Origin of the sequence: Acidaminobacterium chupaoyuni, from assembly GCF_047936785.1 — a bacterium.
In the GTDB taxonomy this organism is placed as follows: domain Bacteria; phylum Bacillota; class Clostridia; order Oscillospirales; family Butyricicoccaceae; genus Acidaminobacterium; species Acidaminobacterium chupaoyuni.
In genome coordinates, this window is sequence record NZ_CP176394.1 from 333,335 (window position 1) to 358,572 (window position 25,238).

The window sequence follows — 25,238 nt, forward strand, 5'->3', positions numbered from 1 at the left end:
CGCGTCAACCCACCCCTTTATGCAGAAAAATTGATCGTTTGCAGGTTCTTCTTTCACGCAAACAGGCGCTGCCGCAAAGAAAATTGCGGCAGCGCCTGTTTTTATGGAAGGTGTTGGTTTGGAAACATTAAGCCTGTTTCTTTTCTTTCTGGAACAGGAACATCATAAAACGGGCGTAGGCATAGACCACCAGCACAGCGGCGATAATGGTTTCGGCCAGCACCACCCACTGCAGCCAGGGCATGGGGTGATTCAGCTTCGCAAAGCAGGCCATCGATTGTTTCGCGGCGATGGCGCTGATGACGAAGGGGAAGGTGAACGCCGCATAGCTGGGCGCGAAGGGCAGCTTCAGATAGCCCGCCGCCTTGACCAGCGCGATCAGATAGATCAGCGTGGCGCCCGCCAGCATAGCCGCCAGAAAACCAAAGGATTTCGGCGTTACCGACTGCACATAGCCCGCGATGCAAAGGCTCAGGGGCGCGGCATAGATGCAGAAAAGCGGTTTTGCGGGGTTGGGCACTTCGGTATATTTCATATAGCGATAAGTGACCAGCACCAGCAGCGCCAGGAAGGTGACAAAGCCGAACCAGAAGGTGAGGCTGCCGAGCTTCAGCTGTTCATAAGCCGGCGCGGTGACCGCCGCCACGGCGATGCCCACATAAACGATGAAATAGCTGGCAAACACTTTCGGCATTTGCAGTTTGAAAATGAAACGCACGGTGAAATAAACGATCAGCGCCAGATGCAGCAGGATGGCCGCCGCCCAGAGAAAGAAGGCGAAGCCGCCCACATAAGGCTTGATATAGGTGCTCAAGATCATCAGGCCCATGGTGAAAGTGCCGGAAACGCTGGCCATGATGGGGTTTTTCATGTCTTCTGCAATGGCTTTGGGAAAGAAGATCAGCTTCAGCAGCAGCAGCACCAGCAGAAACGCCGCCGCAGCGCCGCAGGCCAAACGCAGATTTTCGGAATAGCTTTGCAGCAGGTTGCCCAGCGCCGCCGTGCCCAGCATCACGCCGCACAGGGGCAGGGGAACTTTTTTGATGAGTTCTTTCATTCTCTTTTTACGCCCCGCTTCCGTTAAGCCTGCTCATCCAGATTGGTGAGGCCCAGTTCGCGGATGATGATTTCTGCCACTTTGCCCGCGCAAAGGCCGGTGTAACGGATGCACTGTTCTTTATGTTCGCCTTTGCCCATATCGAATTCTCTGGTGAGCACGCGGCAGCAAACGGAATTTTTGCCGTTGTTTTCGCGGAACCACTCATGCAGTTCGTGGGTCAGGGCCATACATTTCACCACTTTGGGGTCTTGGGGGCCGCCCTGCTGGGTGCGGCCGAAGATCAGGCCCAGGGCCAAAATGCCGCCGTTCACCGCGCCGCACATGCAGCCCGATTTGCCGGCGCCCACGGCCATGCCCGAAGCCATGGCGATCACCTGATCGGGAACATCCAGTTCGAAATTATCGCGAATTGCAGCCACTAACGCCTCGCAGCAGAAAAACCCATTGCGGAAATTGTTTTCTGCGTCTGTGATGATTTTCTTAACGCTGACTTCTTTTTTGATATTCATCATCCATATCCTCCTGTTTTTGTCGATTTCTGTCTTTTACCGCTTTGTATTATATCGGAAGAATCGCCCCGCCGCAATACAAAGTTACGATGCGGAATTTTCTATTTATAGATATTATCTATAAATAGAAAAACTGAATGATTTTCGATGAAACTACGCTGAAAAAGCAGAAAAAAAGGGCATTTTTGCCTGTTTCGGCAAAAAGGCCCTTTGAAGCTGATTGTAAGAAAATGGATTAGTTCTTGGCTGCCATCATGGCCAGAACGCGCTGCATTTCGTTATAAACGATCATGTAGCCTTCGTCAACGCCCATGCCGGGCTTTGCCAGAACCTGATCAGGCTGTGTCGCCATAGCGACCTGCACGCAAACCTGTGCGCTGCGGTCGGTTTCGTTGCAGGTGCCGCCCTGATAAGCGCCGATGCCCTTTGCTTTGCAATAGAGAACGGCTTCGGCGATATCGTTGATGCCGCCCAGGTCGGGGGTCTTGATCTGGATCATATGGCCGGCTTTGTTATCGGCGAAATATTTGATATCATCCAGAGTGTTGCACCATTCATCGGCAACGATCTCAACGGGGATGTTCTTTCTATCGCAGATCGCTGTCAGATCGCGCAGAGCTTCCATCTGCTTTGTGCGGTCGCCCACATCCACGGGGCCTTCGATGCGCAGGTGGAAGGGTTTCGCGGCTTCGCACAAGGTGTTCATATAATCGGCGATCTTTTCCATATCGTTGTTGAAAGCGATGCCCATGGTGCCGTATACATCGATATGCAGAACAGGAGCATAGTTTTCATCTTTGCGCAGGCTGATGATGCGGTTGCGCAGCCATTTCACATATTCCAGCAGCTTTTCGCCGTTGTTGCCCAGCTTGGTTTCCACATGGTTGATCAAGGCATGGGGCAGAACCTGAGCGCCCTTGATGATCATTTTGTCGGCGTTTTCATAGCGGTTGTCGCCAGACTGTGTGAAGATGGGGATCTCTTTGTTGGTAACGGTGCAGTTATATTCAGCGGCGATGACTTCGGCCATCAGCTTATGCTGAGATTTTGCAACGGCATCCAGAATGGCCTGTGTAACGCCATAGCGGATCGCGGTGTGGATGCGCTTGCCTGTTTTGGGGTCTGTGAGGTTGTTGATCTCGGCGGCCAGATCTTTAAAGTTGGTCAGTTCTTTGCCAACCAGATGGGGCACGACCACTTCGTTGATATAGGGGATGAAATCTTCAGCCAGGAACAGAGGATCGCGTCCGCCTGCACCGGAATACTGAACAGCGGCGCAATCGCCTGTGGCGACCTGGCCGTCGGAAAGCACCAGCATCACGCTGATGGCTTCGCCTGCCTGGCGAATGGCTGTGAAGCCGGGTGTTACAGGCTCGCCGACATAGGTGGCGCCATCGTTCTTTGCGCCGGCTTTGATGGCCTTCTGGTCATCGAAAAAGAACCCTGTACGGCCTTTGGAGCATACTACTTTTTCAATTTTCATTGGTAATCCCATCCTTATCTAATATATCATGATCTATGATCGAGCCGGCGGCGGTTTGCCGCCGGCGGGATTGCGAAAAACTTGCGGCTGCTTGGAAAGGCGCGGCTTATTTCTGGGGGCGGCCAACCAGTTTGCCGCTGGAGATGGCGTAAACATCATCGATGACCATCTGGAAAGTGGCGGGGCGGCCCTCGAATTTGGCGCGTTCTTCCAGCTTTGCGATATGCAGGCCCTTGATGTCATCGTTGAAGGGCAGGTTGCCGAAGCTCAGGAAACGCACAGCGCCTTCGTTATCGCGGGCGGGCAGCGCGGCGCCGTGGTTATATTTGCTGGGCGCGAAGGGAACATCGATGACGCCGGCTTCGAACGCGGCAACGGATGCCTGCTCGAAATCGCCTTTGCCCAGTTCCAGCGCCTTGTCGAGGATGGCGCGGGTCTCGGCCAGGATCATGTGTTTTTCTGTCATGGCGCGGGGGCCGTTATGCATGATCTGGCAGGAAAGCATGTTGGCCAGCTGCTTTGTGGCGCGCAGGCCGCCTGCGTTGGCTTCTTTGGTGGGGATGCCGAAGGCTTCATGCGGGGATTTGACGATGCACTTTGTTGCGCCCGCCAGAACAGCGGTGGCAGCGCCCCAGGAGATCACGGCGTAAGCCTGCGCTTCATCCTGCGGGAACCCGCCCATCCACTGATGGAACACGGTGGAGATCTTCACATCGGTATAGCCGAAGCGATCGAGATATTCGCGGGTCACTTCTTCCAAAGCGGCGATGGCGCCGATATCCTGATAGAGGTTGCCGCACTGGCCATAGCCCACGGAAATGTTCTTAACGCCCTGTTCGGCGGCAAGCAGCGCTTCCAGAACGGCCACAGAGTGAGAGATGCAGGGGGGAACCAGAGTGCCTGTCAGAGGGCCATAGGGTTCACGGTCGATCTCTACGCCGGCTTCTTCATAGATGCCGGTCAAACGGTCAACATACTTCCAGAAACGGATGGTTTCTTCCAGTGTGCGGTCTTTGGAATAAGGAACATTATAGGAAATGCCGCCGCCTTCATAAGAAGTGAAGCCGCCTGCGAAGCTGATTTCGGCCAGCAAACGGGCGTCGGGTGTGCCGTGGCGGATCTGCATGGGCACGCTGACGGATTCGGTGACTTTGCGGCAATTGGCAACGCCGTGGTTGACTGCCGGGAAGCCGTTGAGCATCGCTTTGCCGTGGGCGATGGATTCGGCAATGCCCTTTTCGCATTCATGATAGCGGTTGTGGCGGGTATAGCTGTCGATGGTGGTGGGCAGCAGATCGGCATGGCCTTCCTTTTCCAGGAACTGCATCAGCTCGATATGCTTGTCAACCAGAGGCACGCCGGCGCGGGGCTGGATCAAGGTAACTTTTTCGGCGCGGGCTTTCGCCAGCTTCTTCGAAAAGATCTTGGTGTCGGGCAGAGCCTTATGGTAATCAACGGATTCCTGGAAGTTCACATCCTTGCCGGTGGGCCAGGAAGCAATCACTTCTTTTTGCTGTTTGCGGAATTCATCCATGGACATCATTTTATTTTCGCTCATTTTAATTCCTCACTTATAGTTCAATCAATTCGTTCTTCATGATTTTGAGGGCGACTTCGGGCATTTTCATGGAAAGCAGCCCCATTGCGGAAAGAATATATTTGCGGTCGAGCAGGCATTTGGCCTGGCGGGGGCGCAGGGAAAGCGGTTCCATATCGCTATAGCCCGCTTCGGCAAGGATCGCCGCGGGATCTTTCGAAGTGATCACGGGGCCGCCTGTGCCGATGAGATATTTGACCTCGCTGAGGTCTTTGCCGGTCTGCATATAGCGCTCGCCCACGGGGGTGAACACCGTTTCCAAAACGCCGGCATGGCGCGCGCAGGCGTTTTTCGCCGCGGATTTCGCCAGCGCCACATCGATTTTGGCCATGGCCTCATCGTGGGGCAGCGTGTCGGGCGTTTTATCAAAAACATCCAACGCGTGGCGCAGCTCTTCCACCGTGACGCCCGCATCTTCGGCGAAAGCTTCTTCGCCCTGCAAAGCAACAATGGTGCGCGCGTTCCAGCGCATGCCCAGGTCGCCTTCCACCGAGCGTTTGGCCGAGGGATGGGGGATGCCCTTGAGCACGGCGCCCGGATAAACGGGGCAGCCGTTGGTCACGGAATAAACATCCGTGGTGGCGCCGCCGATATCGAAAGCCATCAGGCTGCCGATGCCTTCTTCATGGCGTGTGCCGCGGGAAAGCAGCGTGATCGCTTCCAGCACGGAAGCGGGGGTGGGGATGATATCGCCATCCACGCGCTCGGCCAGCTGGTGCAGGCCCTTGGCATCCACGATGCGCCGCAGGAACACCTTGCGCACGGCGTCGCGGGCCGGCTCGATATCCAGTTTGCCGAATTCGGGCATCACATTGGGGCAGATCACGGCTTCTTTGCCGCTTTTTTCGATGATCGCGGCGCAATCTTCGGCCACGCTTTTGTTGCCGGCCACGATCACGGGGAAATTCAGCGGGCAATCGGCGAGAACCTGCGCGTTATGTAAGATCACTTCGCTGTTGCCGCCGTCGGTTCCGCCCGAAAGCATCACGATATCCGGCGCAAGCTTCAAAAGCTCGCGGCTTTCGGCGTCGCTCATTTTATAGGCATAGGCCTTCATCACCTTTGCCCCGGCGCTGAGGGAAGCCAGACGCGCCGCTTCGCTGGTCAGATCGGGCACAAGCCCGCAGGCGACCATTTTCAAACCGCCTGCCGCGCTTGAGCAGGCCATGGTGAAATCAAATTCCAGCGGGCCGGTCTGCTCGAAAAGCAGCGCCCGCGCTTTATCAAAACCAATGTTCACATCATCAAAAATGGTGGTGGGAGACATGGCGCGCCCTAAAATGCGGCATTCATCCAATTCGGCCGCCGTCACTTTTGTAAAAGTGCTGCCGATATCGACGAAAAGAGCACAACTCAAAAATCGTTACCCCCTTGATGGATTTTGCGAAACTTTTGCGGAGCTTATTCGCCCAGATCCTTGCGGATATCGGCGATGGTCACATCGGGCATGGTGCCGGGCGCATAAACGCGGTCGAAGCCCATGGCCTTGAAGGTTTTTTCGGTTTCGGCAAAATCAGCTTTGCCAACCACCAGGTTGCCGCCGCAATACATCGGGATCTTGCCGATGCCGGCTTCGATGCATTTTTCGCGCAGGCCCTGGCAATCCAGTTCGCCATGGCCATAGAGGGAAGAAACCAGAATCATATCGGCGTTGGTTTCCACCGCGGCTTTTACGAATTCATCCTGAGAAACCATCACGCCCAGGTTGACTACATTGTAGCCGGCCTCTTTAAAGGCGTGCGCCAAGATCTTATTGCCCACAGCGTGGACATCGGAACCGATAACGCCCATAACCAGTGTTTTCATGTTGCACCTCGTATAAAATTAAAATTTGTTGATATCATTTAAATCTTTCATCCGCTCCTCATCCACGATGCCCACCAGAAGCCAGGTCTGGTGAACGGGGTGAAAAATGAATTCCGGAGCGAGAGCGAAAAATTTAATGTCGGAAGTATTGGTCAGATGGATGCGCGGGCCTGTGCAGTGGATCCTGCGTTCGCCCATGCGGATATGCGTTTCATCTTCATAAGCCACCGGAACCCCCGCGCGGATGATCTTCTGGGCGTTCTCTTGCAGCTGGGCGATGGAAAACCCCGGCTTTTCATGGAATTCCAGGAAAAACCCGCGGGTCACATCCCCGTGGATCAGCGTGCTGGTGGGGATCTGATAATCGCGGTCGAGCAGATCGCAGATGATATCTTCGGCGGTATGCACCATGCGGCGATAGACCGAAGAGGCGAACAGGTGGCGCGCAAGGCTTGCGGGCGAGGGGCCGAACAGATTCGGCCTGACCACCACCACTTCTTCGCCGATGCCCACCAAAAGGTCGGCGTTGCGCCCCAAAACAGGGGCCAGCAGGTCGAAATGCTCGATCACCACGCGCCGTTCGGCGGCGATGGCGGCGGTAATGGCTTCGGCCAGCCGCCAGGGCTGGGCAAAGGCCATTTCGAATTTGGCATCCATGTGATAAGTGAGAAATTTGAATCTGCCGTTTTCATAATGATCTAAAAGCGGCAGCGGGCGGGTGTAAACCTCTTCATCATCGTTGGTCAGCTGAAGCCCGGGGAACAGCCCGCGCACCAGCAGCGATTTGCCGCTGCCCGCCTGGCCGAGAATGCCGATGCATTTATCCGTGGGTTTCAAATGCTGAAAAGCGATCTGGCTGCCCAGCGTCATCAGGCGTTCCTGACCGCGGGGGGCAAAATATTCGGTATGCATGAAAAGATCGGTGGGGAACTTCATCTTCAAACCCTCCAAATTCCCGTACAGTAATATTTTACTGAAACAATTTTTAGAATGCAAGATAAAAAGTTGCGAAAACCGATAAAAAGTTGATGAAATGTGCGCATTTTGTGAAAATCGATTCAAGAATACTTGTATACAAGTATCGAAGGCCACAAGGATTCAAAGCGAAAAAAATATGACTGCGTTAGAAAAATAACAATATCTTTTTCGAAGATTTTCCAGAATTACCGTAAAATTATGGATGATTCGACAAGAAAGGCAAAAATATTAACGCCAAATTTTGTAAAATGATGCCCTAATTCTGCCATTTCAAACTATGCAATTTCACAAAATGCAAAAAGGGAAAAGAACGAAAACGCTCTTTTCCCTTTTTTTATTATAAGGTGATCTCACCGGCATAAGAGGTGAGGAACATCTGGTGGATCTCATCGAGCTTTCTGGTTTTGCCCAACGCCCACATCAGCTTGGTCACCGCGGCTTCGCGGGTCATATCAAAAGCCTGGATGGCGCCTTTGGCAAGCGCTTTCTGGCCCACCTGATAAATGGAAAAATCGGAACGCTCATAAAGGCACTGGCTGCTGACCACCACGGGGATGCCCGCGCTGACGGCCTTTTCGATCTTCGAAACGAAATCCCGGCGCACGAATTGCAGCCCGCCCACGCCGAAGGCTTCGATCACGATGCCGTGGCAGCCGCTGTCGATCATCATATCAACGATCTTGGGGTTTGTGCCGGGGGTCAGCTTCAGCAGATAAACATCGGAATCCACCGCGTCTTCCAGCACGCATTCGCCGCTGGAAGCGGGGATCACATGGCGGTTGATGACAAGGCCCGAAGAATTGACCACGCCCGCATAATCGCAATTAACGCTTTCAAAGGCATCGAACGCGGTGGTTCTCACCTTGACGGCGCGGCTGCCCAGAATGATCTTGCGGTCAAAGGCCACAAACAGCCCGGGAACGCCCGAAGCCGCCATGGCCAGCGCGCAGGAAAGGTTCAGCGGCGCGTCGGAAAGCGGTTTGGCGATGGGCACCTGCGAACCGGTGAACACCACGGGGATAGGCAGATTGCGCAGCATGAACGACATCATCGAGGCCGTATAAGCCATGGTATCGGTGCCGTGGGTGACCACGATGCCGTCATAATTTTTCAGTTCTTCATAGATCGCCCCGGCGATCAGTTTCCATTCTTCGGGCTGGATGTTGGTGGAATCCAGCGTCATGATCTCGCGGGTGACCACATCATAAGCTTCGGCCGTGGGGCCCATGCGGGAAAGAATGGTATCGGCGCCGCTGGGGGCCAGCCCTTCGGTGGTGGGCAGCGAGGCAATGGTGCCGCCGGTGGTCAGCATCAAGATTTTCTTCATTTGTTCCTCAATCCTTCTTTATATGATTCTCTCTGTTTTGATAAAAAGCGCTTCTCGGGCGCTTCGTTTACCAAAAAGCTTTTTCGCCGCGCCCCGGGGGCCAGCCCGGCGGTTTCGCCCAAAGGCGCGCCTCGGCGGCTCTGCCCGCTCCGTTTTCACGCTTTCGGCTTTCTTGCGGGCCGCCCGGCGGGGGCTTTTGATGGGAAAACTAAGAAAACAGCGCCGAAAGTTCATCGGCCGCTTTTTTCAGATCGGCCACCAGCTCTTGGGCTGGCAGCGAGCGCAGCCGCGCCGTGGGGCCCGAAACGCTGAGCACCAGCATCAGGCCGCCGCGAACCATCACGGGCACCGCCGTGCAGGAAAGGCCCATTTCCGTTTCGCCGTCTTCTTCGGCATAACCGTTGCGGCGGATCGCTTCCAGCTGCTCTTCCAGCTTGCCCCAATCGGTGATGGTGCAGGAAGTGAGGGCCGTCAAAGCGGGCCTGTTCTGGCGCGCCTGCGCGCCATGGGGCGAAAAGGCCATCATACATTTTCCGCTGGCCGAGCTGTGGCAGAAAGTCACCGCGCCCACGGGCGGCGCCACCGTCAGCACATTGTTCGGGTTCATGATCTTGCCGATGAGCAGCTGTTTGGGCGCTTCTGTGGGGGGCGACAGGCTGTATGGCACCGTGATATGAACGCATTCGTTATATTTGGCCACCAGCTCCTGCGCCACGGGCTTGACAAGCTCCACCGTGGCGGTGTTTTGCTGCACACGGCTGCCCAGCAGAAAAAGCCGCAGACCAAGGCCATAGTGGCTGGTCACGGGGTTCTGATAAACATAGCCCCGGGCTTTGAGCGTTTGCAGCATGCGATGCACCGTGCTTTTATAAAGCTGCAGGTCGGCCGAAATGGCCGAAACAGAGCATTCGGCGCCCTTTTCATATAAATAATCTAAGATATCCGCCGCCCGATCCACGGCGGCAATGGTGTTTTCTTCTTTCGCCATGTTTTTTCCCTCTCTGATTATCTTGTTAAAATCATATCACAAGCGTGCCGCAGGGGCAAGCAAAAGCCGCCGCCGCTTTCTTTTTTTAAAATGAGGCAATAATAGCTAAATTTTCTTTTTCTATTTTGGTGTTTTCCATCCCTTGACAGGGTTTTTGCAAAGCGTTATCATGCAAATATACATGGAAAATCACCATGCTTCTTTTTGCGGCCTTTTTTAAGAACATTGTTCTGTCTGTCAGAACATTCCCGGCAAATCGTGAGTATGGGTTTTGTTTTTCTTATTTTTAAGAACATCGTTCCACTATGCGGAACAACATGGAGGTTTTCATGCAAATTCTTGTGATCAATCCGGGGGCAACCTCGACGAAAATCGCTGTTTTCCAAGATCTGAATGAAAAATTCAAGATCAATATCGAACACAGCCAGCAGGAACTGGCGCCGTTTTCCAAGATCATCGATCAGGAAGATTTCCGCCACGATGTGATCCTGCGCGAACTGGCGCAGGCCGGCTATCGGATGGATGAGATGGATGCCGTTGTGGGGCGCGGCGGGCTTTTGCGCCATATCCCCTCGGGCACTTACCGCATCAACAGCGCCGCGGTGGATGACCTCAAGCACGCGCGCATGGGCGAACACGCTTCGAACCTGGGCGTGATCTTATCCGACCGCCTGGCCCGCGAATATCAGCTGCCCGCCTTTTTCCTCGACCCCGTTTCGGTGGATGAGCTGGAACCCGTGGCAAGGATCTCGGGCCACCCCGCCTTTCAGCGCCAAAGCTTTTTCCACGCGCTCAACCAAAAAAGCGTGGCGCGCCGCGCTTCCGGGCAGCTTGGCAAGCCCTATGAGCAAACCGAGCTGATCGTGGCGCATCTGGGCGGCGGCGTTTCGGTGGCGGCCCATCATCTGGGGCGGGTCATCGATGTTTATAATGTAAAAGACGAAGGCGCGTTTTCGATGGATCGCGCCGGCAGCCTGCCCGTGACCCAGCTGATCGAATATTGTTTTTCGGGCAGAAGCAAAAACGAAGTCAAGCGCGAACTTGCGGGCGGCGCGGGTCTGGGGGCCTATCTGGGCACCCGCGACCTGAGAGAAGTGGAAAAACGCATCGAACAGGGCGATGAGCAGGCGGCGCTTTTATTTGACGCGCTGGCTTATCAGCTTTGCAAGGATATGGGCGCCATGGCCACCGTTTTGAAGGGCAAGATCGACGCCATCGTGCTGACGGGCGGCATGGCCTATTCGAAAAAGCTTTGCGCCGCCATTGAAGAGCGCGTGGGCTTTCTGGCCCCGCTGCTGATCTTCGCCGGCGAAGAAGAAATGGCCTCGCTGGCCGCCGGCGCCTATCGGGTGTTATGCGGCGAAGAAACGGCGCGTAACTATGAAGCAAAGGAGAACGAACAATGATCAAAAATTTATCGCAGCTGACACAGGAAGCCCAGAAAGGCAAGACCATGCGCCTTGCGGTGGCGGCTTCTCACGATGAAGATGTTTTGAAGGCGGTCAGCCAGGCCCGCGCGCTGGGCCTTTGCAGCGCGGTTTTGGTGGGCGATGGCGCGAAGACCCGCGAGATTCTCGCCCGGCTGGGCGAATCGGAAGCGGATTATCAGATCATCGAAGCCCAGACCCCGGCCGAATGCGCCGCTTTGGCGGTGGCGCAGATCCGCGGCGGCAACGCCGATTTTCTGATGAAGGGCATCCTCGGCACAGCAGATCTGATGCGTGCCGTGATCGATAAAGAACACGGCCTGCGCACAGGGCGGCTCATCAGCCATGTGATGCTTTATGAAATGCCGAACTTCGATCGCATTCTCTATCTGACCGACGGCGGCATGAACACCTATCCCAATTTAGAGCAAAAAGCCGATATCCTTGAAAACGCCGCGCATGTCTGCCGCGCCATGGGCATGGAAAAGACTTATGCCGCCTGCGTCTGCGGTGCGGAAGTGGTCAACCCGAAGATCCAGGCCACGGTGGATGCCGACGCGCTGGCCCACATGACCGAGCGTTTTGAACCGCTTGGCCTTCATGTGGAAGGCCCCGTGGGCCTCGACCTTGCCATCAGCCCCGAAGCCTGCCATCACAAGGGCTATGCCGGCGAAGGCGGCGGCAAGGCAGATATTCTTTTGGTGCCGACCTATGAAGTGGGCAACGGCATCGGCAAAACCCTCACCTATTTCGCAAACGCCGCTTCGGCGGGCATCATCATGGGGGCCACTGTGCCCATCATTCTGGTCAGCCGCGCCGACACCGCAGAAACCAAACGAAACTCCATCGCGCTGGGCTGCATCATCGCCCGGACGCAGGCATAAACAGAAAGGGGAAACTTATCATGAAACAGCTGATGACAGGCAACGAAGCCGTTGCCAGAGGCGCCTATGAAGCCGGTGTGAAAGTGGGCTCTGCTTATCCCGGAACCCCCAGCACCGAAATTTTTGAAAACCTGCCCAATTATAAAGATTCGCTTTATTGCGAATGGGCGCCCAACGAAAAAGTAGCGCTGGAAGTCGCCTATGGCGCCGCCATCGCCGGTGTTCGCTCGATCACCGCCATGAAGCATGTGGGCCTCAATGTTGCGGCCGACCCCATGTTCACTTCGGCCTATCTGGGCGTCAACGGCGGGTTCGTCATCGTCACCGCCGATGATCCGGATCTGCATTCTTCCCAAAACGAACAGGATAACCGCTATTATGCGAAATTCGCAAAGCTCGCCATGATCGAACCTTCCGACAGCCAGGAATGCAAGGATTTCATGGCGGAAGCTTATGAAGTTTCCGAAAAATTCGATATTCCCGTGCTGTTCCGCATGACCACCCGCGTCTGCCATTCCAAGAGCATCGTGGAACTGGGCGAACGCCATGAAGTGGCCGATAAGCCCTATGCGCGCGATCTTCAGAAATATGCCGCCACACCGGCCCGCGCCAAAGTGCATCATATGCGCCTGGAAGAACGCCTGAAAGAGATGGAGGCTTATGCCAACACTTCCAAACTCAACCGCATCGAAAAAGGCAACGGCAAGATCGGCGTCATCACAGCCGGCGTTGCTTATCAATATGCCCATGAAGTGTTCGGCGACGACGCTTCTTATCTGAAGCTCGGCTTCACCAACCCCCTGCCCATGGATCTGATCTCGAAATTCGCCGCCACAGTGGAAACCCTTTATGTGGTGGAAGAGCTCGAACCCTTCATGGAAGAACAGATCAAGGCCGCGGGCATCCCCTGCATCGGCAAGGAAAAGATCCCCAACACCTATGAACTGAACCCCGAAATCGTGCGCGCCGCCATTTTCGGCCAGAAACCCGAAACAAAGAAAGTGGATTGCCCCGTTGTGGGCCGCCCGCCCGTTCTTTGCCCCGGCTGCCCCCACCGCGGCTTCTTCTATACGCTTTCCAAGCGCAAGGATGCCGTCATCACGGGCGATATCGGCTGCTATACGCTGGGTTCGGCGAAGCCTCTGGAAGCCGTTGACACCTGCATCTGCATGGGCGCAGGCTTCTCGGCCGGCATGGGCATGTCGAAAGCCTTCATGATGAAGGGCGAAAAGAAAAAGATCTTCGGCGTTTTGGGCGATTCCACCTTCTTCCACAGCGGCATGACCGGCGCGCTGGAAATCATGTATAACCAGGGCAATGTGATCCCCTGCGTTCTCGATAACAGCATCACCGCCATGACCGGCCACCAGCAGAACCCCGGCACCGATCATAACCTGATGGGCGATCAGGTAAAGCCCGTGGATATTGAAAACATCCTGCGCGCTTTTGGTTTTGAACATATCATCATCGTTGACCCCAACGATTTGACAGCCATGGAAAAAGCCGTTCGCGAAGCGGAACAGAGCGAAGTTCCCGCCGCCATCATCACGCGCCGCCCCTGCCTGCTCATCAAAGGCATCAAGCATGAAAAGGGCCTCTGCCGCGTGAACACCGATAAGTGCGTTTCCTGCAAAATGTGCACAAAAGTCGGCTGCCCGGCCATTATGATGAAGAACGGCAAATCGTTTATCGACCCGACGCTCTGCGTGGGCTGCACCGTTTGCCAGCAAGTCTGCAAATTCGGCGCAATTGAAAAGGTGGGTGAATAATCATGAGCAATGTAAAAAGCATTCTTCTGGTGGGTGTCGGCGGTCAGGGCACCATCCTCGTGAGCAAAATTTTGACCAACGGCCTGCTGCGCGCGGGCTATGATGTGAAAATGAGTGAGATCCACGGCATGGCCCAACGCGGCGGCAGTGTTTCCACCACCATCCGCTATGGCGATAAGGTCTATTCCCCCGTGATGGGCGAAGGCCAGGCCGATGTTCTGGTTGCCTTTGAAAAAATGGAAGCCGTTCGCTGGTCGCCTTTCCTCAAACCCAACGGCATCGCCGTTGTCAACGATTATGAGATCGCTTCTCTGCCCATCGCCATCGGCGAAGCCGAATATCCCCAGGGCACACTGGAAGCCATGAAAGCCTGCTTCGATACCCGCGTGCTGGATGCCGCAGGCATCGCCCAGCAGGTGGGCAACCCCCGCACAATGAATATCGTGCTGTTGGGCGCGCTGATCGCCGCTTTCGGCCTGAAAGAGATCGATTGGGATTCTATCCTGGCCGAAAACCTGCCCGCAAAAATGCTGGAAGTGAACCTGAAAGCCCTGCACGCAGGCATGGAGATCCAGCTTTAATCCCCCGCGGGAATTTTCTTTCGCGTCCCCGCCTCAAGGCATGAATAGATGGAGTGAGTCTTTTTAAACCAAATGCGCCGTATCCCAAATGGGATACGGCGCATTTTAAACAGAAAAGCAAATTCACGCATTCTCGGCGGCGGCTTTGGCCGAAAGCCGCGCAGAAAGCGGCGGGGCGCTGCGAAAACTTGCCGCCCGCCGGGCCGCGGCTCACAGCGCTTCGGGCGGATCTTCATCAAAGCGTGTTTCCGTCACGCGGCCGTTTTTTTCCACGGGGGAATACTGCCACCGCTCCAGCCTTCCTTCGGTGATGCGGTAATGCTCGGGCCGCAAAAGCCCCGAAGGCGGCAGCTCCAGCTGATCGATGATAATCAGCTTGATCTTCATTTTATCGGGCAGGATCGATTTGATATAAACGGAAACGCCCATGCCCTCGCGCATGCCTTCTTTCTTTTCGGCCAGCCCCGAAAGGTTGGGGGTCAGTTCCACAAAAACGCCGTAATCTTCGTTGCCGCGCACAATGCCGCAAGCCGTTTCGCCCGCGGAAAAGCCCGCCGCGTTTTCTTCCCATGTGCCAAGAAGCTCTTTGTGGGTCAGCATCACGCGCCCTTTCATCACATCCACCCCGCTGACCGCCGCCCAGATCCACTGGCCCTCGGTGAAACGCTCGCGCGGGTGAAAAATGCGCGAAACAGAGATATGTTCAATGCCGATCAGCGAGATCAGCCCGCAGCCGATATCCACAAACGCGCCAAAGGGTTCCAGATGGGTCACATGGGCTTTCACCACATCCCCGCGCCGCAGATTCTGCATGAAATATTGCTGGGCCTTCAGCTGGGCGCGGCTGCGCGAAAAGATCCAGCGGCCGCCCACAAAGCCCATCACCTGAAACGCCACGGGTTTGCCAACCCGCGAAAGCACCGCGATCTCTTTGGTGGCGCCGCTTTCCAGCCCCAATGCCGCTTCGCTTCGGGGGATGATGCCGGTGATGCCGTTGCAATCGACGATCAGGTTATGCGCCTGATCGCATACCGTGACAAGACCTTCTAAAATCGTGCCTTCTGCCGCGGCGCGCTCTAACGCAGCCGATGTATGATAACGGCGGCACTGGGGAGTTTCCCAAAAACAGCCTTCGGGCAAATAGATTCCTTGAGGCATAAGCTTGATTCCTCCTTTTTAGTGTATCCTCTGCTTTTCATCTATATGCCGCGCTGCCCCCAATGTTGCGAAACATTTGGTGTTCTTTTATGCGCAATCGTGATAAAATAACTGCAATACAGTTATTTTCAATTTCACGGCCCGCTGCGGCGCCGGCCGCTTTTGCTGCTTCGGCGGGCATCTTGCCCTTTAGAGCGTCATCGATAAGGAGGAACCGTTTTATGGATTATCAGGTAGGCGATCTTGTCATTATGAAGAAAAGCCATCCCTGCGGCTGCAACCGTTTTCGCATCACCCGCGTGGGGATGGATTTCAAGCTGAAATGTGAAAGCTGCGGCCGCGAAGTGATGCTGCCACGGCAAAAAGCCGAAAAAAACATCAAAGCGGTGGAACCGCAGCAGGAGGGATCTTCATGGACTTGCTGAAACGCCAGATGCATCTGACCATCAGCCGCGGCGATGTGGGGGGCTATTGCCTTCTGCCGGGCGACCCGGGCCGCTGCGAAAAAATCGCCGCCTATCTGGATGATGCCCGTTTCGTGGCTCAAAACCGCGAATTTGTCACCTATACCGGCTCGCTTTGCGGCGAGCGGGTTTCTGTCTGTTCCACAGGCATCGGCGGCCCCAGCGCCGCCATCGCGGTGGAAGAGCTGGCTTCCTGCGGCGTGCACACCGTCATTCGCGTGGGCACCTGCGGCGGCATCGATCTGAGCGTAATGGGCGGGGATGTGGTGGTGGCCACGGCCGCCGTGCGTCAGGAAGGCACAAGCCTTCATTATATGCCCATCGAATATCCCGCCGCGGCCGATTTTGAAGTGACCTCCGCTTTGCGCCGCGGGGCCAAAAACATCATCGATCAAACGGGCGGAAGCGTGCACACCGGCGTGGTGCAAAGCAAAGATTCCTTCTATGGCCAGCATGACCCCGGGCGCATGCCCGTGGCACAGGAGCTTTTGGCCAAGTGGGAAGCGTGGAAACAGGCGGGCGTTCTGGCCAGCGAGATGGAAAGCGCCGCCGTGTTCGTCACCTCCGCCGTGCTGGGGCTGCGCGCGGGCGCGCTTTTCGCCGTTTTATGGAACCAGGAGCGGCGGCAGGCGGGCATGAGCGATGCGGAATGCACCGACACCGATCTTGCCATCCGCGCCGCCATCGAAGGGCTCAAAGAACTCATCCGCCGCGATCACGCCGACGAAGATTGAACCGCTTTTCTCGCCCGATAAACAAGCGAATAACGGATAAAGCAGCAGGCGCGGCCCCTTTTTCGGGGGCCGCGCCTGCTGCTTTGTTGCTGCGTTCTGTCAAATTTTGCGGCGATCGGGCTTATCCTTTCACGCAGGTGTTGACCCAATCGATGAAATTCGTCGTGCTGTCGCCGGTGCGTTCGGCCATCACATGCTTCATGCCCCAAACGGTGGCGAAATCCACATCGTCAACGCCGTCGGTGTTTTGCAGCGCCAGCGCCAGGTTGGTTTCCACGGTCAGGGCGGTGTCGGATTGGAACGCGCCCGTGCGGATGCGCCAATGCTTGGCCACGGTGGAAGTGCCGCATCCGTCATAATAATCCGATAAGAAATACATGGGGTTATACATATTCACGCGGGTTTCCATCGAAACGCCCAGATCATCTTTCAGCGCCAGATCGGTTTCATAATCGGAAACATAAGAAGCCTGCCAATCGCTGAAAGCGGAATAGGCCGATTCGTTTTTCTTCAGCAGCTGGGCCAAAACCTTGTCGAAATGATAGCTGTTGCCCTGACCGTTGCCGAAAAGGTTGTTTTCACCCTGCCCGCGGTCAAGCTCATCGAAAGCGCCCAACCCTTTTGTGGCGGTTTTGCAGATTTTGGCGAAAGCGGCCAGATCGGTGATCTTGGCGGTGTTGGCGGCCGCATCATAGGTGACCCACTGGGTGTCGGCGTTCAGCGAAGCGATATATTCTTCCGCCGTGTTATAGGTGGTGCCGGCGGAAGTGCCGCCGCCCAGAACCCCGGGCATGCTGCCCAGCGCGGGGCGTGTGCCCGCCGCGCCGCCCATGCCGCCGGTGGAACCGCCGGGGAACTGGGCCATCTGGGTTTCGGTATAGGGGAAGGTGGTATCGGCAAGAAAATTGTTCAGCGAGGTTTCGGTCACCGACAGCAGGTAATCATAATAGGAACCCGCCTGATAGACCCCATCGGAAGATTCTTCAAGCTTCAACGCGGTTTTGCCGTTTTTCAGCTTCAAAGCGTTGATATATTCGGCATAAGCCGCGGCAAGATCTTTGGAAAGCTGCGCGCCGAAGGTGCCTTCCGCGCGGCTGTCGGCAGAAGCAAACTGGCCCATGTTCCATTCATAGGCTTCGTCTGCCTCATCCAGGCTGGTGATGGGGCACCAGCACATGGAACCCGTCACGGCGTCGCTGATCTCTTTGCCCTTTGCGGTGGTCATTGCCGCGCCGATGGCTTCCAAATAAGGGGTATACAGCGGGCTGTCGCCGGTGGCGCCCGCCAAAGCGCTTTGCGCGCCGCCGCCGCTCATGCCGAAGGTATAGACATTTTCCATATCGCCGGGCAGCAGCCCCGCGTTAAAGCGGCAATAGCGGATGGCCGCTTTCAGATCGGTGACGCCCCAGGGCGCGCCGCCGCTGTAAGATTGGTTCTCGGCTGTGCCGCCCATGCTGGAACGGCCCCTCAGCCCGGGCTGAAGATAAACGAACCCCGCTTCCAGATATTCGGCCACGGAATCATAGCTGAATTCGCCCGGCGCCGCCGAAGCCGAATAGCCCGGCGTGTTGACGGGCAGCACCACCGGCGCGGTCTTGGCGGAATAATCGCCCACTTTGCCGCTGTCGCTGGGGGTGCAGGTGTAAGTGGCGCCATCGGCATTGGCCGTCGCCTTCATATAAGCGCCGGGCACATAGATGCCCATGGTTTCCACTTCGGGGGCCTGGGGGGCGGCGCAATAGGAAACGCCCACCTGCCAGTAAACATCATGGTCGGCATCATAATTCCATTTGGCGTTGTCGAGGGTCAGCGCTTCGTTATCCTGATCTTTTGCGGCGCTTTCCGTTGTTTTCGCGGCGGTGGTCTTCTGTTTGCCGCAAGCGGCCAGCGAAAGCGTCATCACCGCGGCCAATAAACCGCAGCCCACCCTCAAAAAAACATTCGCAGATCTTTTCATGCTGTTTTTACCTGACTTTCTGTTAAAATAGACTTCAAAGCAACTATTTTTAACGCCTTTCGGCGTAAAATAACCCTGTTTTCCTTCTAAAAAACGGTCAAAAGCCCCTTTGAACCGTTTCCTTTTGCGGCCCTGCCGGGGGGCATTCCAGCAAAACAACGGCCGTAAAAACGCCCTCCGCCGCCGAAAAATCGCATTCGCCGCCATAGCGCGCGGCGGTGGCCAGCACGCTGCTGATGCCGATGCCCTGCAGCTCGGGCGGAAAAGCGCCGTCGAAAACCAGCTTCGGTGCGCAGGAATTTTTCACACATACCACCAGCCGCCCCCCTTTGGGATGGATGGTCACGCCGATCTCGGGGTTTTCGCAGCCGGAAGCTTCGGCCCCGTGGATGGCGTTTTCATATAAATTGGCCACAATTGCCACCAGATCGGGGTCTGAGATGGGCAGATCTTTGGCGGCCTGGGCAAAAACGCCGGCCCGAAGCTTTTTTTGCCGCGCTTTTTCGGTATAGATGGAAAGCACGGTGTTGAGCATATCGTTTTCGCAATAGATCATTTCGCGGGCCGCATCCGCCGCGGCGGTCTGCTGCTCGAGATAATGCATAAGCCCTTTCAGATCGCCCTTTTCGGCATAAGCCATGAGCACGGAATTATGGTGGCGCAGGTCGTGGCGGCTGCGGCGGGCTTCTTCCGTCATCCTGCGCTGTGATTCCACCTGCTGGGTGAGCATTTCCACCTGTGTTTTGATGATGCGGCTGCGGCCCGTGACCACGCTGTTGCGCAGGCTGACGATCAGGCCGTAAAAACAGATGAAAAACAAAAGGATGGTGAGCGGAAGCCCCACGGCGCCGGATGCGGTATAATTGCGCATCCGGTTGGGGAAGACGAAATAGGTGGTGATGGTAAAGGTGAACAGGGCGATCAGCGCCGTCATGATGCCCCAGTTGCCCCGCACTTCGGCGGCCGCTTCGCGAAAAGCGGGCATCAGCTTCCGAAGCAGAAAAACGATCATCACGGCCATCATGGCGGTATAAGCCGCCAGACCCCACATCAGGTTCGAGCGGAACACGAACACCGTCAGATATTCCATCAGCCCCGCGCAGCTGCTTTGCAGCGCCATATAGCTGAAAATCAGAAACAGCCGCACATCGGTTCGGCCGCGGGTGGTGGCCATGAAAATCACGATCAGCAGCCCGCTCACCGGCAGAAACGCCAGCAGGCACTGCGGCAGCGGGCGGGGCGGAAGGGCGGCGGGCAGCAGCGCGGAAAGCCGCACCAGCGCCAGAGTATAGGCCGCCCAGATCAGCGCGGTAACGGTTTTGCCGAATTTTTGCGGGGCAAGATGCGCCGCCGCATATCCGCCCGAAACGGCGGTGATGAAATTCCAGATCAAAATCGGCGTCATGCGTTATCCCTCCCACCGGCTGAAAAATTCAAAATAGCGGGTTTTCAGTTCGGGAAAGGCCCCGCGCGGAATGGGGACCTCCGATCCATCCGCCATCAAAACAAACTTGGGGTTCAGGCGCCTGGCATGGGCCAGGTTGAGGATATAGGAAGCGCCGCAGCGGATAAAGCAGCCTGCGGGCGCCAGCTGTTCATAAAGCTCCCCCGCCGTCATGCGCACAGGCAGAATATCGCCGTTTTGCAGATGCAGGTTTTCATAGTTGCCCTTCGCTTCGGAAAAAAGGATCTCATGCGGTTCCACCGCGTGGTAATAACCGCCCGATTTGAAGATCAGCTGCCGCCGCCGGCGCGAACCCACTTTTTCAAGGGCCGTTTCCATGGCGGCGAAAAAAGCCTGCCGCTGCAGCGGTTTCATCAGATATTGCACCGCGCCCACGCCGAACGCTTCCAGGGCGTGATCGGCCGAAGAGGTGAAAAAGATGATGGGGGAACGGATGCCGCGGCTTCTCAATTCCTGCGCCAGCGTGATGCCCGTCATCCCCGGCATATAAACATCCAGCAGATAGATCTCGAACAGCTGCCCTTTTTCAAAAGCGGCGGAAAGCTCGAACGGATGAGAAAACGCCGAAACCTCTGTTTCGATATCCTTCTGCTGCATAAAAGAAAGCAGAAGCGTTTTGATTTCGTTCAGACAAACCTGCTCGTCATCGCAGATGGCAATATGCAGCATGATGGTTTTCCTCCGCCGATCAGATTACAGTTTCATTTTATCATATCCTTTTGAAAAAACGACAGCAGAATATCCCCAAAACCGCGCAAATCATCACAAACACCGCCCGATACCCCGCAGATTTGCTATGCTGACAGCAGAAAAGGAGGTGGATCCTATGCCGCAGCCCATCCGTCATCAGCCGCCGGCCCCCACCCAGAGAACAGGCGGCGAGGTCTATCCCGATTTTTGCTGCGCCTGTTTTGCGCCGCGCAAAAGCCTGGTGCCCCCCACCCGCGAATGCTGGTTTTGCCGCTATGCCGATTTTCAGCTGAAGGAAGAAAAAGCGCTGGAGATCGGTTTTTGCTGCTGGCCCAAAATATTGGCCGATTAAGCCTTTGGCCGGTGCGCGTAAAACAAGAAAACTCCCGTTTGCAGCAGGCAAACGGGAGTTTTTTCATCTTGACCGATCGGCCGATCAAAGGGAGCGGTTTGGAACCTTCCCTGCGCGGCCCCCGGCCAGCGCTTTTTCAAGGCAGGCATAAAGCTTTTCCGGTTCGATGGGTTTTGCGATATGGGCGTTCATGCCCGCTTCGGCGCATTTTTTGATATCTTCTTCAAAGGCATCCGCCGTCATGGCAATAATGGGCAGGGTTTGGGCATCGGGCCGTTTCAGCGCGCGGATGGCGCGGGCCGCCGCGAAACCATCCATCACCGGCATGCGAATATCCATCAAAACCGCCTGATAAAAGCCCGCGGGCGCGGCCAGATAAGCGTTGACGCCTTCCTGCCCGTTTTCGGCGATATGAACGATCATTCCCTTTTCTTCTAAAAGCGCCTTGGCGATCTCTTGGTTGAGGGGATGGTCTTCGCATAAGAGAATATGCCCGCCCGCCAGGATCTTGGCCTGTCTTGCGGGTTCCGCCCGAATTTCCGCCTTTTTCTGAACCGTTTCTTCACGCTTGACGCAGGGGGAGGCGATCGTCACCGTAAAGCGGGAACCTTTGCCTTTTTCGCTTTCCACCGTGATTTCGCCGTTCATGGCCTCCACCGTTTTTTTCACAATGGCAAGGCCCAGCCCGCTTCCGCGCATTTCGGAAGTATCCACACGGTCTTCCTGCACAAAGGGTTCAAACAGATGCTTCTGGAACTCTTGGCTGATGCCGATGCCGTTGTCGCCCACCGTCACCGTGAATTCCATCATACCTTCGGAAACGAGCTTTTCACGGATCTTCAGCGTGATGGTGCCGCCTTCGGGCGTATATTTCACCGCGTTGGAAAGCAGGTTGAAATAGATGCGGTTGATGCGGGTGATATCCACAATGGGCACCAGCCCTTCGATCTCTCCGGCGTCAAAAACAAAGTTCTGGCGCTTTTCTTCGCAGAGGGGGCGGATGACCGCTTCCAGATACATCCGAAAATCTTCGAAAAAATAAGGTTCGGGATGCAATTCGATCTTCTGGCTTTCCATCTTCGACATATCCAGAATATCATTGACAAGCCCCAGCAGGAATTTGGAAGAAGTGCTGATCTTTTCCAGATTCTTTTTTGCTTCTTCGGGCAGCGCCATCTTCTGGGTGAGATAGGTCATGCCGATGATGCCGTTGAGGGGCGTGCGGATATCATGGCTCATGCGCGAAAGAAAATCGCTTTTCGCTTCGCTGGCCGCGCCCGCTTTTTTGGCCGCTTCGGCCAATTCGAGGTTCTGTTCCTGTATTTTCTGCACCAGCTGATTGCGCCTTTCTTCTTCCACCGTGGCGTCGCAGAAAATAAACAGCACCGCATAAGACAGTTCAGAGATCAGACAGCCGGGGATGATCACCTGGATCAACAGCAGGAAGATGGATGACACAAAAAAGGTGGAAAGGAACAGCATATTCGAGCGGGGCGTCACTTTTTTGCGGTTGCAGACGAGGATCACCAGCCCCAGCACCGAATATGCGCCATAAAAGCCGATGGCCAGCGGCCAGAACAGCGGCCCGCGGGAATATTCCATTTCTTTTGTCAGCGAGAAAAACCATTCGTTCCAGGGGTTGCTCAGCGCCACCAGAGAATAGCAGACCACGGGCAGCAGCACCAGCACGATCTGCCGCCGCATCCGCGCCGCGCTTTGATCGTCATTGATCAGCATGAGCATATAGATCATCCAGATGGCCGTCACCGTGGGCATCAGCGCAAAATAAAGCGTCAGCGAGCTTTCAAAAAGCAGCCAGTTATCCTGAAAATTCATGGCTGTGGATGAAATATAATCCACAAAGCAGTTGAGCATGCTCACCGCCAGCACTACGATCAGCATTTTTTGCTGACGATCGGGTTTGCCGGTTCGCCGCAGGCTTTTATTGAGCATGATGACGAAAAGGATCAACGCAAACAGATCGGTTTCTGTATGCCACATAAGGCAGGCCCCCACTCTCCCTGTAAAATCAAAGCAGATCCGGTTGTGGTTTTTGGCCCGCAGCGATCACGGGCCAAAGCTGACTTTGCCAGTGTTTCAGTCTTTTGCCCGCCGAACGGCTGCGCCCGGCCCCGCCATGCCCCACGGTGTTTTCCGGGCCGGCCGTTGATGACGCCGCAGCGGCAAAAAACTTCTGTTTTCCGCATATAAATTTATTATAGTTCAAATTTTGAAAAGGGAACACCTTTATTTTCATGGTTTTTCGTCTTTTTTCAAAAAATCGGCCGCAAACAGGTCTGCGCAAGCCTTTGGAAGCGATTTTCGACCTTCTGCCGCCCGGCTGTGCCTTTTTTCGGTTGACAGATACCGCGGCTTTGTTATACTTAAAAAAAGAATGAAAAGGGGATGAGCAAATGACGGTCAAGCAGGAAATGCTGACGCTTCTTGAAAACCTTCGGGGCAAAGCCATTTCGGGCGAAGAAACGGCGCGGCGGCTGGGGGTTTCGCGCGCGGCGGTATGGAAAGCCGTGAGCAGCCTTCGGGAAGAAGGGCACCGCATCGGCGCGGAAACGGGAAAAGGTTATTGGCTGGAACAGGACAGCGACATTATCACCACCCAAAGCCTGCTGGCGCTGCTGCCCGATTTTGACCCCGCGCGGCTGACGGTTTTGCAGGAGACCGATTCCACCAACACCGTGGCCAAAAAACTGGCCCAGCAGGGCGCGCCCGCCGGCAGCTTTGTCATCGCTTCGCGCCAGACGGGCGGCAAGGGGCGGCGGGGCAGAAGCTTCTTTTCCCCCGAGGGCGGCATTTATCTCAGCGTTTTGCTGCGCCCGCAGATGTCGGCGGAAGAAAGCATCCGCATCACCACGGCCGCCGCGGTGATGACCTGCCGCGCCATCGAAGAAATCTGCGGCATCAGCCCGGCCATCAAATGGGTCAACGACCTTTACTATCAGGGCAAAAAGGTATGCGGCATCCTCACCGAGGCTTCGATGGATCTGGAAACCAAGCTGCCCGAATATGTGATCGCGGGCATCGGCGTGAACCTGAAAGCGCCCAAAGAAGGGTATCCGCCCGAGCTGAGCTCCATCGCCGGGGCGCTGTTTGAGCAATGCCCCCCCGAGATCACCAGAAGCCGCCTTGCCGCCGCCATGATCCGCCGGCTGAGCCGCCTGGAAGAAGAATGCCGCGGCGAAGAAATGCTTGCCGATTACCGCCGCCGCTGCCCCCTGGCGGGCAAAACCGTGGAGGTTCTGCGCCAGCCGCCCCGCCGCGCAAAGGTGCTTTCCATCACGCCGCAATGCGGTCTGCTTGTGCAATATGACAGCGGCGAAACCGAAGAACTCAGCTCGGGCGAAGTGAGCATCGACCCCGCCTGCATGAGATGACCGCCCTGGTTTCGGCTGTTTTTCTCTTGTTTTTCCGTTTTTCCTTGCAAGTTTTTTTCGATATTGCTATACTGTAAAAGCAGATGGCTCGATGGCGATGAGATCGATCATCGGGCTTTGGCTTTTGCCGTTTTCAAGCGGCCGCCCGGCGCATGCTTTCCATGCCGCCGCACGGGCGCATTATATGATCTTTTTGTTATAACAAAAAGCCATCTGTGACCTGTTTCCGTAGCTCAGCTGGATAGAGCGTCCGCCTCCTAAGCGGAAGGTCGGGAGTTCGAATCTCCCCGGGAACGCCAGAATTATCGGGTTGGAAAAGATAAGATCTTTCCCAACCCGATTTTTATGTTATGCCGCCCCATTTTCAGGCCGATGCAAGGCTTTTTTGATACACCGCCTTCGACATGCTGTCGCATAAAAAGAGGGAAGCCGGTTGGCAGCAACCGGCTTCCCTCCTTTTACATAAGATTGAAATATTCGTATGGCAATTAGCTGCCCTCACAATGAAACGCTGCGGCGCGGATGTTTCGATTATGACAGACGCAGAGCCAAAGCAGGCTGCTGCTTTGGCTCTTTGCGTCAATTCATGCAATTATTTTTTGCTGTGGAACGAAAGA

General features: G+C 55.7%; 22 protein-coding genes and 1 tRNA gene. 9 read left to right on the top strand and 14 right to left on the bottom strand.

Going from position 1 to position 25,238, the window contains the following annotated elements:
• Positions 1-127: 127 nt before the first annotated feature.
• The 9 genes from ACJA3I_RS01730 to ACJA3I_RS01770 form a co-directional block, all read right to left on the bottom strand.
• Positions 128-1,057, bottom strand: a complete 930-nt coding sequence (locus tag ACJA3I_RS01730) for a TDT family transporter (protein WP_458863043.1) — start codon at positions 1,055-1,057, stop codon at positions 128-130.
• Positions 1,058-1,080: 23 nt separating this feature from the next.
• Positions 1,081-1,572, bottom strand: coding sequence for a C-GCAxxG-C-C family protein (locus ACJA3I_RS01735; protein ID WP_458863044.1), 492 nt, complete (start codon positions 1,570-1,572; stop codon positions 1,081-1,083).
• 232 nt (positions 1,573-1,804) lie between these two features.
• A complete protein-coding gene (locus ACJA3I_RS01740; RefSeq protein WP_458863045.1) occupies positions 1,805-3,052 on the bottom strand; it encodes a methylaspartate ammonia-lyase in 1,248 nt (415 codons plus the stop codon).
• 106 nt (positions 3,053-3,158) lie between these two features.
• Positions 3,159-4,610 carry a methylaspartate mutase subunit E gene (locus ACJA3I_RS01745; RefSeq protein ID WP_458863046.1) on the bottom strand — a complete coding sequence of 484 codons (1,452 nt, stop codon included), beginning with the start codon at positions 4,608-4,610 and terminating at the stop codon, positions 3,159-3,161.
• Between the two features lie 13 nt (positions 4,611-4,623).
• Positions 4,624-6,006, bottom strand: coding sequence for a methylaspartate mutase accessory protein GlmL (gene glmL / locus ACJA3I_RS01750; RefSeq protein WP_458863047.1), 1,383 nt, complete (start codon positions 6,004-6,006; stop codon positions 4,624-4,626).
• Between the two features lie 44 nt (positions 6,007-6,050).
• Positions 6,051-6,455 carry a methylaspartate mutase subunit S gene (glmS, locus tag ACJA3I_RS01755; RefSeq protein WP_458863048.1) on the bottom strand — a complete coding sequence of 135 codons (405 nt, stop codon included), beginning with the start codon at positions 6,453-6,455 and terminating at the stop codon, positions 6,051-6,053.
• An 18-nt stretch (positions 6,456-6,473) separates the two neighbouring features.
• Positions 6,474-7,391, bottom strand: coding sequence for an alanine-tRNA synthetase second additional domain-containing protein (locus ACJA3I_RS01760; protein ID WP_458863049.1), 918 nt, complete (start codon positions 7,389-7,391; stop codon positions 6,474-6,476).
• 379 nt (positions 7,392-7,770) lie between these two features.
• The gene (locus ACJA3I_RS01765; RefSeq protein ID WP_458863050.1) at positions 7,771-8,760 is read right to left on the bottom strand and encodes an asparaginase; all 990 of its coding nucleotides are present in this window, start codon (positions 8,758-8,760) and stop codon (positions 7,771-7,773) included.
• 208 nt (positions 8,761-8,968) lie between these two features.
• Positions 8,969-9,748, bottom strand: coding sequence for an IclR family transcriptional regulator (locus ACJA3I_RS01770; protein ID WP_458863051.1), 780 nt, complete (start codon positions 9,746-9,748; stop codon positions 8,969-8,971).
• A gap of 329 nt (positions 9,749-10,077) precedes the next feature.
• Between ACJA3I_RS01770 and buk the strand changes: the two genes are divergently transcribed.
• The 4 genes from buk to ACJA3I_RS01790 are packed head-to-tail and all read left to right on the top strand — an operon-like array spanning position 10,078 to position 14,409.
• On the top strand, positions 10,078-11,154 hold the full coding sequence (buk, locus tag ACJA3I_RS01775) for a butyrate kinase (RefSeq protein WP_458863052.1): 1,077 nt from the start codon (positions 10,078-10,080) through the stop codon (positions 11,152-11,154).
• Positions 11,151-12,059 carry a phosphate acyltransferase gene (locus tag ACJA3I_RS01780; protein ID WP_458863053.1) on the top strand — a complete coding sequence of 303 codons (909 nt, stop codon included), beginning with the start codon at positions 11,151-11,153 and terminating at the stop codon, positions 12,057-12,059. The genes buk and ACJA3I_RS01780 overlap by 4 nt, the downstream gene beginning before the upstream one ends.
• Before the next feature lie 20 nt (positions 12,060-12,079).
• Positions 12,080-13,828 (top strand): indolepyruvate ferredoxin oxidoreductase subunit alpha, encoded by a 1,749-nt coding sequence (gene iorA / locus ACJA3I_RS01785; RefSeq protein ID WP_458863054.1) that lies wholly within the window; start codon positions 12,080-12,082, stop codon positions 13,826-13,828.
• 2 nt (positions 13,829-13,830) lie between these two features.
• Positions 13,831-14,409: an indolepyruvate oxidoreductase subunit beta gene (locus ACJA3I_RS01790; RefSeq protein WP_458863055.1), complete on the top strand. Its 579-nt coding sequence runs from the start codon at positions 13,831-13,833 to the stop codon at positions 14,407-14,409.
• A 210-nt stretch (positions 14,410-14,619) separates the two neighbouring features.
• Here ACJA3I_RS01790 and ACJA3I_RS01795 read toward each other — a convergent pair whose 3' ends face one another.
• Positions 14,620-15,567 carry a S1 RNA-binding domain-containing protein gene (locus ACJA3I_RS01795; RefSeq protein ID WP_458863056.1) on the bottom strand — a complete coding sequence of 316 codons (948 nt, stop codon included), beginning with the start codon at positions 15,565-15,567 and terminating at the stop codon, positions 14,620-14,622.
• A 221-nt stretch (positions 15,568-15,788) separates the two neighbouring features.
• Here ACJA3I_RS01795 and ACJA3I_RS01800 point away from each other — a divergent pair, with 221 nt between their 5' ends.
• Positions 15,789-15,992 carry a DUF951 domain-containing protein gene (locus ACJA3I_RS01800; protein ID WP_458863057.1) on the top strand — a complete coding sequence of 68 codons (204 nt, stop codon included), beginning with the start codon at positions 15,789-15,791 and terminating at the stop codon, positions 15,990-15,992.
• Complete coding sequence (udp, locus tag ACJA3I_RS01805; protein WP_458863058.1) at positions 15,980-16,765, top strand: uridine phosphorylase; 786 nt, start codon at positions 15,980-15,982, stop codon at positions 16,763-16,765. The genes ACJA3I_RS01800 and udp overlap by 13 nt, the downstream gene beginning before the upstream one ends.
• 121 nt (positions 16,766-16,886) lie before the next feature.
• Here udp and ACJA3I_RS01810 read toward each other — a convergent pair whose 3' ends face one another.
• The 3 genes from ACJA3I_RS01810 to ACJA3I_RS01820 all read right to left on the bottom strand — a co-directional run bounded on the left by ACJA3I_RS01810 (position 16,887) and on the right by ACJA3I_RS01820 (position 20,856).
• Complete coding sequence (locus ACJA3I_RS01810) at positions 16,887-18,722, bottom strand: subtype A tannase (protein ID WP_458863059.1); 1,836 nt, start codon at positions 18,720-18,722, stop codon at positions 16,887-16,889.
• 97 nt (positions 18,723-18,819) lie between these two features.
• Positions 18,820-20,127: a sensor histidine kinase gene (locus ACJA3I_RS01815; RefSeq protein WP_458863060.1), complete on the bottom strand. Its 1,308-nt coding sequence runs from the start codon at positions 20,125-20,127 to the stop codon at positions 18,820-18,822.
• 3 nt (positions 20,128-20,130) lie between these two features.
• Complete coding sequence (locus ACJA3I_RS01820) at positions 20,131-20,856, bottom strand: LytR/AlgR family response regulator transcription factor (protein WP_458863061.1); 726 nt, start codon at positions 20,854-20,856, stop codon at positions 20,131-20,133.
• A gap of 157 nt (positions 20,857-21,013) precedes the next feature.
• Here ACJA3I_RS01820 and ACJA3I_RS01825 point away from each other — a divergent pair, with 157 nt between their 5' ends.
• Entirely contained in the window at positions 21,014-21,229 is a 216-nt protein-coding gene (locus tag ACJA3I_RS01825) for a hypothetical protein (protein WP_458863062.1), read from the top strand.
• A gap of 84 nt (positions 21,230-21,313) precedes the next feature.
• Here ACJA3I_RS01825 and ACJA3I_RS01830 read toward each other — a convergent pair whose 3' ends face one another.
• Positions 21,314-23,230 (bottom strand): ATP-binding protein, encoded by a 1,917-nt coding sequence (locus ACJA3I_RS01830; RefSeq protein ID WP_458863063.1) that lies wholly within the window; start codon positions 23,228-23,230, stop codon positions 21,314-21,316.
• Positions 23,231-23,643: 413 nt separating this feature from the next.
• Here ACJA3I_RS01830 and ACJA3I_RS01835 point away from each other — a divergent pair, with 413 nt between their 5' ends.
• On the top strand, positions 23,644-24,621 hold the full coding sequence (locus ACJA3I_RS01835) for a biotin--[acetyl-CoA-carboxylase] ligase (RefSeq protein WP_458863064.1): 978 nt from the start codon (positions 23,644-23,646) through the stop codon (positions 24,619-24,621).
• Positions 24,622-24,843: 222 nt separating this feature from the next.
• Positions 24,844-24,920 (top strand) — tRNA-Arg (locus tag ACJA3I_RS01840).
• Positions 24,921-25,238 lie beyond the last annotated feature (318 nt).